Below are 12,264 nucleotides of genomic sequence, written 5' to 3' on the forward strand. Positions count from 1 at the left end.
TGATTTCGGAGATAAAATCCGTGTGGCTTATGGTTATGTTTGATTTGCCGGTGGTCACCCTTGAAGAAAAGCGGCAATACACGCGTTTCCGCAAATATCTGGTACGCGAAGGTTTTTTGCAGCTGCAATTCTCAGTTTACGCCAAATTCTGTTCCAGTAGAGAAAATGCCCAGAAGTATTATAATTATCTTCAATATGCAGTCCCTCCCGGAGGAAAAGTCCGGTTGCTGATGGTAACCGATAAACAATTTGGCGATATGGTTTCGTTATACGGCAAAAAAGTAGAAGAAGTAGAAAAGAAACCCGAACAACTTTTGCTTTTCTAAAAGACAAAAGTTATGCAAAAAACTTATCTTTGGTGTAAATCTTACCGGTTTTTCGCTCTTTTTTTAAAGGCCTTCTACAAAGTAATTTATTGCCTATCAATTTGTTGCAAAGATTACAATGTAGCACACTTTTCAAACTCTACAAGCCCCAGCCAACTCCATACAATACTTTGTCAAACCGTAAAATGTAGCACACTTTTCAAACTCTACAAGCCCCAGCACAGCTTGCCAACTATATTCCGGATGCAAAAAATGTAGCACACTTTTCAAACTCTACAAGCCCCAGCGTTTCACTTATTATCTGGACGACCGGCAGTAATGTAGCACACTTTTCAAACTCTACAAGCCCCAGCATCGTGACACGGAGTTTTCGACGCCGCGAAAAATGTAGCACACTTTTCAAACTCTACAAGCCCCAGCCAAGGCGACAATGGGAAGACCGTCTGGCAAAATGTAGCACACTTTTCAAACTCTACAAGCCCCAGCTTCTCCGGTCTGATGATTGGTCAAGGTTCCAATGTAGCACACTTTTCAAACTCTACAAGCCCCAGCGGGTGCCGGCATTGGACGAATCCCCGAAAAAATGTAGCACACTTTTCAAACTCTACAAGCCCCAGCTCAACGGATCGAGTAAAAAACTGGCGGACGAATGTAGCACACTTTTCAAACTCTACAAGCCCCAGCCCTGCAACGGCGTACCGAAATACCGCGAAAAATGTAGCACACTTTTCAAACTCTACAAGCCCCAGCCCTGATCTGCGGTATGGAATATTCTGCTTCAATGTAGCACACTTTTCAAACTCTACAAGCCCCAGCTTGGAACTTAAACCATTTAAGGCCACATTGCAATGTAGCACACTTTTCAAACTCTACAAGCCCCAGCGAATGGAACGCTATGGCCGGATTGTATCAAATGTAGCACACTTTTCAAACTCTACAAGCCCCTGCGGAATGTTTACGAAGTAGCTTTTACATGCGAATATAGCTCTCTTTAAATCGACAAGATCCTCCTTGACTTTGTGTGGCTGACGCGTTATAATGAATATGGTGCTCTTTTCAAACTTTATAAGCCCCGGTTCATTTTAGAAAGGGAGTACCCGGTTCATATTGGATTGAGATTATTTCAAAGAAATTCTGAATCACAAGCGCATGTTGTTTCAGGCAGAGGCAACAGATCTTTATGATCGGTTCCCGGCCAGGATTCCATTGAAAAACAAGGTGCCACCATCAGCGAGGAACGAAAAAATGTGTAGAAACCTATGCGGTAAAAAGATTCAGAATCAGATCATTCTGACGCTTGATGTCAATCTGATTCTGCAACGGCTTCATGCGCTCGGTATTTCCGAACTGACGGCGATTCAGTCGCTGTGTCTGCTCAACGGCGATTATATCAACCTGGAGTGCCGGCTGCCCAACGGTGCCGTGGGAAAACTTCTTGACGACGATAAGACTTATTACGCTACGCAAGTGGAAAGAATCGGCAGCGACCGCTGTTATGGAGTTGCCGCCGACGAACAGCAGATCGCAGTTTACGAATACGGCAGCAACGGCACGGATGCCGTGCTCGTCGCGTGGGTCAGATACCAGTCCGGCGATTGCATGAAACCGTCCGCTTGAAAGCTTTGCCGATTTCATGGCACAGCCCCGGCCAGCCAGACGGTTACTGGCTGAAGGCCATCCCGGCAAAACGATTAGGATTTTTCCTGCCGGTGTGATAAAAAAAAATGATACCGGCGGCAATGCCATTCAAACATTGCAGGCCGTATGTTTGCTCGAGCAGAGTCATATTTGTCATGAGGTGGAAGATATGAAAATACCCATTCTCAAAAAGAGCGCAACCGCCCTTTTGCCACCGGAGCAGTGTCTGGCCAAAACCTGCGGAATGCAAAAAGGTTGCAATGTTTATACGCATCTTGTACTGTGCGCTCTGACGGTGCGGGCTTTGCGGGATGTGTTCCGCGGGACGCCGCGCGAAAACCTGATCTCCGTTGCCGCCGAATGGCTCGCGGCCCTGCATGACATCGGGAAAGCCACTCCCGGATTCCAGCAGAAAATCTATGCCGCTCTCGGCGAATTTCCGGATCTCGGCGTGCAGGTCGCCAGAGCGGACCACGCGGAGTATTCCGGCTGGATACTGCGGGAACGGTACGGCGAAAGTTTTGCCGCTCTTGCCGCGGCCCATCACGGCATCGCCCGGAAACTGGGAAACCCGCAGTTCTATAATGATTCGGCGGCAGTTTGCGGCGGAGAAGGCTGGAGCGCCCTTCGGAAGCAAATACGTGAAGAAGTCATTGCCGCATTGAAGCTTGAACCGTGCGATACAACCTCGTTGCCAGCCTGGCAGGCGCCGCTGGTTCTCGGAGCGGTGGTGCTTGCGGATTGGATCTGCTCGGGACTGGAGCTGCCGTGGGGCGCCCCGTTTGATGCGATCGACCTGTCCGAGGCGGTTGCCGCGGCCGGGTTTGCGCCGCTTCGGGTCACGCCGGACCTTGATTTTGAAGCCATCTTCGAATTTCAGCCCAATCCGCTTCAGCAAGTTTGCCGGCGCAAACCGGTGCCCGGCGAGATCGTGATCATCGAGTCCGAAATGGGCAGCGGCAAAACGGAAGCGGCCCTCTACATGGCTTATCAGATGTTGGCGGCCGGCCAGGCCGACGGAATTTACTTCGCATTGCCGACACAGCTCACTTCGGAAAAAATCCATGCCCGCTTGAACCAGTTCCTCTCCAGAATCATCCCTGCGGAGAAACACCACGGCGCTTTGCTGATCCACGGCGATGCCTGGCTGGAATGGAATCTCAGAACGACCGATCCGGAAGATTGTACGACACCGGAAAATCCGGATTCGTGGTTCCAGACCCGAAAGCGCGCCCTGCTGGCTCCCTTCGGGGCCGGTACGATCGATCAGGCCCTGCTGGCGGTCCTGAATATCAAACACAATGCGGTGCGGGCCTTCGGACTTTCCGGCAAGGTCGTAATCATTGATGAATGTCACAGTTATGACCATTACACTGGATTTCTGCTGAAAAAATTGATCCGGGAATTGCGCCATTATCAGTGTACGGTCATCGTCCTGAGCGCCACCTTGACCGGAGAGGCACGCCGGGAATTCGCGCTGCTGGAGCCGCAACAGCCGGCGCAGCCGCTGCTGCCTTACCCGCTGGTCACCTGGAGCCATCCGTCCAACGGCGGGGAGCTGACGCCGTTTTCAGGCGCTGACGCCCGGACGGTGAAGGTCGCTTTCACCGAAAATCTGGCCGAAACGTTGCAACTCGCACTGGAGAAGGCCGCCCGGGGAGAACAGGTTTTGTGGATCGAGAATACCGTTTCGATGGCTCAACAGGTATTCCTGATGCTGAACAGTTGCGCCGGCGATTGCGAAATCGGCCTGATTCATTCACGTTTTCCCCGTTGCCGCCGCAGTGAAAATGAGAACAAATGGGTGGGGCTGCTGGGGAAAAATGGCGAAAAAAAACGGCTTGAACGGGGACGGATCCTGGTCGGCTCGCAAATATTGGAACAATCACTGGATATCGATTCCGATACCCTGATTACCCGGCTGGCTCCGATGGACATGCTCTTTCAGCGGATCGGCAGGCTGTGGCGTCACCGCAAACTCGATTTTTCGCGCCCGACAGGGGCGGAAAGGCGGGCCGTCATCCTGAAGGATCCGCGGCTGGACCAGCCGGAACAAATACTGCCTGACTGCGATGCCCTGCTGCCCTACGAAGCCTATCCGCTCTGCCGTACCTGTGAAGCCCTGAAAGACAAGCACCTCCTCACCCTGCCCGATGATATCCGGCCGATGCTGGAGGCGGTCTACCGCCGGCGCACGGAATCCGGGGCGCTCAGGGCCATGCAGGAGCGGCTGGAACGGAAGATCGAAACGCTGGAACGTCAGGCCCGGATCGCAGCAGGCCCGGTCATGGACGTGCGGGACGACGACCACGCGACAACCCGTATCAATGACCTTCCAACCGTGCAGATCTTGCTGTTGGAGAAAAATAATCGCGGCAAACCATTGACTGATGTTCTGTATTCGCCCTTTGACGGCGCTCCGATCACGCTGCCTTCCCCCTCGGCCTCCAAGTCAAGCCATGTAGAGGCGGCCAGACGGATCATGCGGACGCTGATCACCGTGCCGGAACACCACGCACCGCGCTATGACGGATTCACGGCGGAATTTCTCGCTTCGGCGATCTGGATCGGCAACGATTCGCTCCGCCCGATCCGGGTGGCATATCTGGATTCCGACGGCCGGCTGCTGGACCGGGCGGCGAATCCCCTGCCGTTCCGCTACCATGAAAAAATTGGTTACACTTATGATACCCCGCAGCAAAAGGAGTGGTTATGAATCCCGAAGAATTCAGATTCAATCTGATCGACGATCCCTGGATCAATGTCATCGGTCAGCCGCGACAAAGTTTGAAGATGTTCTTCGCCAACCCGGAACTGAGCAGACTCGGCGGCAACGCGCTGGACAAGATCGCGCTGCTGCGTTTTCTGCTGGCGTTGACCCATGCAGCGGTCCGCATCCCGGATGCTTCGACCTGGCAGGAACTTACGCCCGGGGATATCGCGGCAGGCGTCCTGCGTTATCTGGAACAGCATCATGACTGCTTCGAGCTTTTCGGCAAACATCCGTTTCTGCAGTTCCCGCAGCTGAAAAGCAGCCAAAAGCTCCAGCCGCTTTCCGCGCTGCAGCCGAGTGTCTCAACCGGCAACAAACCGGTGCTGACCCACTGGAATCTGCCGGCCGCGCCGGAAATTGCCGAGCTTCCCCTGCTGCTGCTGCGCGGCTGCGGCTTCGGGTTCGGCGGTAAGAAATACGACAATTCCATCGTACTGACTCCCGGCTATACGGGAAAATTCAATGAGAAGGGGAAGCCGGCTTCCGGCGTGCCGGGAACCCTGCTGGGTTTTCAGGGTTATCTGCACAGTTACCTGCAGGGCACAACGCTGCTGGAAACCATCCGCCTCAATCTGCTGACCGAAGAGGATGTTGCCGGATTGTCGGTCTTTTCGCGCGGTATGGGACGTCCCTGCTGGGAAAAGATGCCGGAAGGCGAAGATTGCCCGCGGGCGCGGGAATACCGGCACACCTACCAGGGGGCGCTGCTGCCGCTCGACAAATTCTACCTGCTTTGCCCGCCGAATGTCGTCATGACAGAGGGAATCCGGTATCCCAATCATCTTTCCGGGCTGGTCGATCCGGCGCTGACTTTGTACCGCGACAAAAACAAAGACCGGGCGGTATGGACCAATCCGGAGCACCGTCCCTGGCGGGAGCTGCCGGCGATTCTCGCCTTTCTGCAGGCAGAGCAGCGCCGAAAGGCGCCTTATACGCTCTCCTGCGGCCTCGAAAAAATCTCTCCGGACACCGAAATCCACGTCTGGACAGCCGGAGTCCAGGTCAGTTCTAATGCCGGGGAACAATATCTCTCCGGAAAAAATGATTACGTCGAGGCGGATTTTTATTTCCCGGCGGCAAACCTGGATCAGAACGGTTATCGCAAATACTGCAATATGCTCGCCGCGATCGATGGCTGCGCCAAAACACTGTATGCCTCCGTGGCCGGGTATTTCAAAGAACTGCAGAATCTGAACGGCGCCGGAATCGCCTCCCAAGCCGCGACGCTGTTCTGGGAACTGCTGGGCGAAGAGGCTCAGCAGATCGTGGCTGCCGCTTTCGCCGAAAAAATCGCCGATGAGGAAGTCCCGCCGGAATTGGCGGGACAGTGGCGCCGCCAGGTCCGGATGCTTTACAACCGCTTCTGCCCCTTCGATACCGCACGTCAACTGATGGCCTGGAGTGAGCATGAGCCGTTTCAGAGGAAAAAGAAAACCGGAAAGAAAGGTTGAACAGGATGAATGAGAAACAGAAATGGAATCCGCAGGGATTTGTCGCGGCAGTGATCCGCCGCGCCAAGGAGGACACCGCATTTCGCGCCGCCATGCGCCGCGCGGACAATCCGCAAACGGCCGCTTTCGCCTGGGAACATCTGGCTGCCTGGTGCGATATCGCCAGCGACCGGGAACGGCTGGCGTTTGCGCTGGCCGGAGCGGCAATCGCCCGGGAACAGCCCGATGCCGACGGCCGGAAAAACCTCGGCGAAGTTTTTCACGCCTGCTGTCCGGACCGGGATGCCAGGGAACGGGAACAGCGCCGGTTCCGCCGCCTTCTCGGCTGCGACTCCGCCGAAGAGCTCTGCGAGGTCCTGCGACCGGTCCTGCGGTACTTGCAGAACAAAGCGCCGGGCGGAATCGGTTATGCCACATTGCTGACCGATATTCTGTATTGGAATGAACGGGTGAAACTACGCTGGGCCCGCAGTTTCTTCGGACATGCCGAAACCGCAGACACCGGGGAAGAAAATCATGTTTCTGACTAAATTACTGCTGGATGTGAAATTCTGCCGCCAGGAGAAAATCTCCGACGCCTACGGTATTCACCGCACTGTATATTCCATGTTTCCGCCTCAGGAAGGATCGCAGCGCATCCTCTACGCGGACCGAGGACCGCGCCGGGACGGCCGGGAAATCGTGATTCTTTCGGGCGTGCAGCCGGAACTCCCGCCGGATGTCCAGGCGTCCACACTGCGAATCGGAGAACGTTTTTTTGCAGCCCGGGAATATCGCTTTGAAGTCTTGCTCAATCCGGTCAAATGCAACCCCAAAACCCGCAAGCGGGAACCGGTCATCGGTCAACTGCCGCTGTTGAACTGGTTTGTCGGCCATGCAGAACAATGGGGTTTTCAGGCGGATCCGGAAACGCTGGAACTATTCGTCCGTCCCAGCCTCAGTTTCGTCAAAGGCGGACACGCCTATCGCCTTCACAGTGTACAGTTCCGCGGGGTTCTCCGGGTAACGGCCCCGGAACGCTTCCGGCAAAGCTTCACCGCCGGGCTGGGACATGGGAAGGCATTTGGATTCGGCCTGCTGCAACTGATGCCCGTACAACAATAATGATCGTTCGTGTCGATTCAATCAATCATATTATGGAGGTTTCATTATGACCGGCAAATTCACCAACACCCGTATTGAATTTCACATCCTGCAATCCTTTCCGGTGTCCTGTCTCAACCGTGACGATGTCGGCGCGCCGAAATCCGCAATAATCGGCGGAGTGGAACGCGCCCGGGTCAGCAGTCAATGCTGGAAGCGCGCGGTACGCCTGGCACTTCAGGCAGAGGGCGTGGCCATCGCTGCGCGCACGAAACTTGTTGCGGCAAAGATCGCGGAGCAGTGTGAGGGAAAGGGAGCCTCCCCGGAACAGGCGCAGCAGTGCGGGGAAGCCGCGGCAAAAGCATTGACCAAAACGGTCAAAGACGGAGCCAGCGACACCTTGTTTTTCATTTCCAATTCCGAAGCGGCGGAGGTCGCTGCGGCATGTGCGGCAAACGACTTTTCGCCGCTGGGAGAAAAAGAGCTGGTCAAACTGCTCAAACAGCATGTCAACAGCGCGCTGGACGGTCTGGATATCGCGCTGTTCGGCCGCATGGTCGCCAATGTCCCTGAATTGAATATGGAGGCCGCCGCATCGTTTGCCCATGCCATCTCAACCCACAAAGCGACCTCTGAAGTCGATTTCTTCACCGCGGTCGATGACTGCAACTGCGAAGATTCCGGAGCTGGCCACATGGGTTCGCTGGAGTTCAATTCCGCGACCTATTACCGTTATGTGTCGCTCGATCTGGGACAGTTGGCGGCAAATTTGCACAGCGGGGAGCTGGACACGGCGGTCGAAGCTTTCGTAAAAGCGCTCTTCAAGGCTTTTCCGGCAGCGCGCCAGGCGACGATGGCCGCCGCCTGCCCCTGGAATTATGCGATCGTGACGGTAAGAAACGGCCAGGGCATGCAGCTGCCGTTCAATGCTCCGGTGCGCCCGCAGCATGGCGAAGACATGGTCTCCGCCAGCATCCGGGCACTGCAGCAACGGTTTGCCGAAGTGGAGCGCATGTATGGTTCTCTTTTCGGTTTGCGGGCAAAATTTGAGATCGGCACCCAATCCGGCGATATCGATTCCCTGCTCAGCGCCCTGAAGCAAACGATCCAGGCGATTTGACTGCCGGAGGATGAGGCATGAAGAAATTTCTGACCTTATGGCTTGAAGGGCCGTTGCAGGCGTGGGGCTATGACTCCCGGTTCGACACCCGTCGTACGTTGAGTTTTCCGACCCGTTCCGGTTTGACCGGAATGCTGCTCGCCGCCGCCGGCGCTTCCGGACCGCAGCAGGAGCTGCTGGCGGAATTAGCGGAATATCCGCTCAACGTTTACAGCTTTCACGACAGCGGCCCGGCACTCACCGACTTTCATATGGTCGGCAACGGTTACGGCTCCGCGACCAACTGGGCGAAACTGATGGCGCCCAAAAAGCTGGACGGTTCCACTCCGGTCGGCGGCGGCGCCAAACTGACCCGCCGGGATTATCTGGTTGATCGTTGTTTTGCGGCAATCTGGATCATGCCGGAACAGCCGGCGGAGAAATTCGCGGCGGCATTGCGGAATCCGGTCTACGAGCTTTATCTCGGCCGGAAATGCTGCGTCGCTTCCGAATTGATCTTTCAGGGAAGTTTTCCAACCGAATCCGAGGCGCTGGCCCGCGTCCGGGAACTGGCGGAGCGGAAAAAACGTATGCCGGAATGGGTCTATCAGGAAGTCCCGGAACGGGAAGCCGATTCCGAAAGTCTGCTGCTGGCGGATGTGCCGCTGCGCTTCGGTCTCCACAAACTCTATCGGGAACGGTGCGTGAACAAAATGGTTTTTGTTTTCTGATTCCGGCTCTGGCGGCAGGACGCAATCGTTCCGCCGCCAGAGCGGAAGGAATACAGCATGACGATGCGGGAACGAATTATTGTTAAAACAACCTTATCCGATCTGCCGTTGCTGCGGGATCGCTACCCCTTTTTGTACCTGGAACACGGCCGCCTCGAAATCGACGACTCCAGCGTCAAATGGATTTCAGCGGATGGAGAAGTGTTCCGTCTTCCGGCAGCGGTGATCTCCACTCTTCTCCTGGGGCCGGGTACGTCCGTGACGCACGAAGCAGTCAAGATTCTTGCTTCTTTAAACTGCACCGTCTGCTGGGTGGGGGAGGACTCCTTCTGCTTTTATGCAGTTGGAGAATCCCCCACCGCAACCTCCAGCCGCTTCAAAAAGCAAATGCAACTGGCGTCGGATCCGAAGAAATCCCTGGAGATTGCGCGAAAGATGTTTCAAGTCCGTTTCCCAAATGATGATATTTCCGGAAAGACCTTGACGGAACTCATGATGCTGGAAGGAAGCCGCGTAAAACTCTTATATTCTGAACTGGCGCAGAAATATTTCATTCACTGGGGCGGCCGTTCCTATAAACCGGGGGAATTTCAATTATCGGATTTGACCAATCAGCTCATCACGGCGGCGAATGCGGCATTATATGCGCTGACGACTTCGATCATCTATTCATTGGGGCTTTCACCGCGTCTCGGATTTGTGCATTCCGGCTCTCCGCTTCCGTTTGTTTACGATGTGGCGGATCTTTACAAAAAGGAGCTGGTCTTTGATCTGGCATTTTCCCTGACGCGTGAGCTGGGAGGAATATATGATCGCCAGCGGGCGATTTCTGAATTTCGCCGGCGGGTCATTGATTATGAGCTGATGAAAAAATGCCCGGCAGATCTGATCAATTTACTGGGCTTGAAAAAATGATCGTTATAGTCGCTAACTCGCTTCCCGACGCAGTACGGGGCAAATTGAAGCTGTGGTGCATAGAGCCGAAGCCGAATGTATTTGTTTCAGGCGTCAAAGATCAACTGGCGCGGAAAGTGGTTGATCTGGTATTGAAATACTGTCCGCCGGAATCGGGTATTTTAATATTTCTTGAAATCTCGGAACCGCCGTTTTTTCAAATCTTTGTCAAGGGAAATCCTTGTAAAAACATTTCCAGCCTATCCGGATTTCAACTGATCTGTGAAGAAAAGTCACAAGAGGTTGTTTGACAATTTATCAATATATTGTATATCAGTGCGGGTTCCCAACAATATGTTCCAGTCTTCCCCGCGCACGCGGGGGTGTTTCCGCACTGGTGACGCTGGCAGGCGGATCTACCATGTCTTCCCCGCGCACGCGGGGGTGTTTCCACCAGGTAGGGCACCTCTTTGGACCGGTTGACGTCTTCCCCGCGCACGCGGGGGTGTTTCTAGATCCGCGTTGAATAATTCTACAGATGATTTGCCTTCCCCGCGCACGCGGGGGTGTTTCCACCGGATACAGCAGCGCGGCAACCAACACCGGGCCTTCCCCGCGCACGCGGGGGTGTTTCTCCACCGGGTGAAACTGACCGTTTTCATCTTTTGCCTTCCCCGCGCACGCGGGGGTGTTTCTCTGGCGCTGCGGCTTGAGCGCACCGGCCGGCTGCCTTCCCCGCGCACGCGGGGGTGTTTCCTGCTTTGCAAGTTTGGGCTAGGGTCTATCGGGGCCTTCCCCGCGCACGCGGGGGTGTTTCCGACGAAGCGGCCGCCCGGCTCTGCGGCCTGAAGCCTTCCCCGCGCACGCGGGGGTGTTTCCATAGTCATACGGGCAGCTATCAGCCGCCTCAAGCCTTCCCCGCGCACGCGGGGGTGTTTCCAGATCCTCCGGTGGCTCTTCGAATTCCAGGTTGCCTTCCCCGCGCACGCGGGGGTGTTTCCTTCATTTTTCCGATCCTTTCGGTTATGATTTTGCCTTCCCCGCGCACGCGGGGGTGTTTCTCCGCGTTTCGGTCCCAAATCGGCCAGGACGTCGCCTTCCCCGCGCACGCGGGGGTGTTTCCCTTTCCCGCCTCCAGCGCAATGCTGGTCAAGCGCCTTCCCCGCGCACGCGGGGGTGTTTCTGCGGGTATAAAAGCGCAATCCGTCCCGGTCGCGTCTTCCCCGCGCACGCGGGGGTGTTTCCGGGATGTCGTCGTCCGGATCCCACGGCTGCACGTCTTCCCCGCGCACGCGGGGGTGTTTCTGGGAGCAGATGATTTTTCAGCGGCACGATGTTGTCTTCCCCGCGCACGCGGGGGTGTTTCCAGTACACCGGCATCAGAGACCGAAACAACAAAGTCTTCCCCGCGCACGCGGGGGTGTTTCTGGCAAAAGTATTGCAAGCCGCCGACAGCGGCGGTCTTCCCCGCGCACGCGGGGGTGTTTCTCAGGCACCAGCATCAGCTCCGCCTGTAGCGGTGTCTTCCCCGCGCACGCGGGGGGTGTTTCTTGCTTTTTTCATAGTATATGGTTCTCCTTGTTGTCTTCCCCGCGCGCGCGGGGGTGTTTCCAACGCGCCAGATTGGATAACTGCCTGTGGAGAGTCTTCCCCGCGCACGCGGGGGTGTTTCTTCTGATTCAATATACTTGTCCATTTCATTCCGGTCTTCCCCGCGCACGCGGGGGTGGTTCTGGGTTCGTTTTTCTTGATTTTAACTGCATAGAGTCTTCCCCGCGCACGCGGGGGTGGTTCCGAGACGGAATTTTACTCGATGAAGAGCGTCTAGTCTTCCCCGCGCACGCGGGGGTGTTTCTCATAGACGTCATCCATGCCATCCGGCGGGCTGGTCTTCCCCGCACACGCGGGGGTGTTTCTTGCACGCTCCGGGTAGTTGCCGTGCCGCCGGAGTCTTCCCCGCGCACCCGGGGGTGTTTCTTGCTATGTAGTCATACGGGCAGCTATCAGCCGGTCTTCCCCGCGCACGCGGGGGTGTTTCTTGCCGTTTTCATCCGGCGGCACGTGATTGATCGTCTTCCCCGCGCACGCGGGGATGTTTCTTAAATCTATTGCCAAAGACACCGATTTTTTACGTCTTCCCCGCGCACGCGGGGGTGGTTCTCAACAAGCCGTCCGGAAAGAGAATCCAGCCGGGTCTTCCCCGCGCACCCGGGGGTGTTTCTGGTGTGACTAGTTCTACTGGTGTTTCTGGTTCGTCTTCCCCGCGCAC

At 55.8% G+C, this 12,264-nt stretch carries 10 protein-coding genes and 2 CRISPR repeat arrays (1 of these 12 only partly in view); all 10 genes read left to right on the forward strand.

All coding sequences use genetic code 11. The features are described from left to right. Nucleotides 1-29: 29 nt before the first annotated feature. The gene (cas2, locus tag HWX74_RS04570; protein WP_254872337.1) at nucleotides 30-326 is read left to right on the forward strand and encodes a CRISPR-associated endonuclease Cas2; all 297 of its coding nucleotides are present in this window, start codon (nucleotides 30-32) and stop codon (nucleotides 324-326) included. A gap of 114 nt (nucleotides 327-440) precedes the next feature. After that, nucleotides 441-1,274: a CRISPR direct-repeat array (repeat unit 36 nt; unit sequence AATGTAGCACACTTTTCAAACTCTACAAGCCCCAGC). Nucleotides 1,275-1,571: 297 nt separating this feature from the next. Next, nucleotides 1,572-1,943, forward strand: a complete 372-nt coding sequence (locus tag HWX74_RS04575) for a hypothetical protein (RefSeq protein ID WP_217704850.1) — start codon at nucleotides 1,572-1,574, stop codon at nucleotides 1,941-1,943. A 190-nt stretch (nucleotides 1,944-2,133) separates the two neighbouring features. Next, complete coding sequence (gene cas3 / locus HWX74_RS04580) at nucleotides 2,134-4,680, forward strand: CRISPR-associated helicase Cas3' (protein ID WP_176012425.1); 2,547 nt, start codon at nucleotides 2,134-2,136, stop codon at nucleotides 4,678-4,680. Further along, complete coding sequence (casA, locus tag HWX74_RS04585) at nucleotides 4,677-6,188, forward strand: type I-E CRISPR-associated protein Cse1/CasA (protein WP_176012426.1); 1,512 nt, start codon at nucleotides 4,677-4,679, stop codon at nucleotides 6,186-6,188. Before cas3 ends, casA begins: the two co-directional genes overlap by 4 nt. Before the next feature lie 5 nt (nucleotides 6,189-6,193). Further along, the gene (casB, locus tag HWX74_RS04590; RefSeq protein ID WP_176012427.1) at nucleotides 6,194-6,718 is read left to right on the forward strand and encodes a type I-E CRISPR-associated protein Cse2/CasB; all 525 of its coding nucleotides are present in this window, start codon (nucleotides 6,194-6,196) and stop codon (nucleotides 6,716-6,718) included. Further along, a complete protein-coding gene (cas6e, locus tag HWX74_RS04595; RefSeq protein ID WP_176012428.1) occupies nucleotides 6,705-7,292 on the forward strand; it encodes a type I-E CRISPR-associated protein Cas6/Cse3/CasE in 588 nt (195 codons plus the stop codon). Before casB ends, cas6e begins: the two co-directional genes overlap by 14 nt. A 46-nt stretch (nucleotides 7,293-7,338) precedes the next feature. Further along, nucleotides 7,339-8,391, forward strand: a complete 1,053-nt coding sequence (gene cas7e / locus HWX74_RS04600; RefSeq protein ID WP_176012429.1) for a type I-E CRISPR-associated protein Cas7/Cse4/CasC — start codon at nucleotides 7,339-7,341, stop codon at nucleotides 8,389-8,391. Between the two features lie 17 nt (nucleotides 8,392-8,408). Next, nucleotides 8,409-9,101 (forward strand): type I-E CRISPR-associated protein Cas5/CasD, encoded by a 693-nt coding sequence (gene cas5e / locus HWX74_RS04605; protein ID WP_217704851.1) that lies wholly within the window; start codon nucleotides 8,409-8,411, stop codon nucleotides 9,099-9,101. A 57-nt stretch (nucleotides 9,102-9,158) separates the two neighbouring features. Continuing rightward, entirely contained in the window at nucleotides 9,159-10,016 is an 858-nt protein-coding gene (cas1e, locus tag HWX74_RS04610; RefSeq protein ID WP_176012430.1) for a type I-E CRISPR-associated endonuclease Cas1e, read from the forward strand. Further along, the gene (gene cas2e, locus HWX74_RS04615) at nucleotides 10,013-10,306 is read left to right on the forward strand and encodes a type I-E CRISPR-associated endoribonuclease Cas2e (protein ID WP_176012431.1); all 294 of its coding nucleotides are present in this window, start codon (nucleotides 10,013-10,015) and stop codon (nucleotides 10,304-10,306) included. Before cas1e ends, cas2e begins: the two co-directional genes overlap by 4 nt. Nucleotides 10,307-10,357: 51 nt before the next feature. Then, nucleotides 10,358-12,264: a CRISPR direct-repeat array (repeat unit 26 nt; unit sequence CTTCCCCGCGCACGCGGGGGTGTTTC) (it continues 2,394 nt past the right edge of the window).

The sequence above is a fragment of the Victivallis sp. Marseille-Q1083 genome (genome assembly GCF_903645315.1).
Taxonomy (GTDB): Bacteria; Verrucomicrobiota; Lentisphaeria; order Victivallales; family Victivallaceae; genus UMGS1518.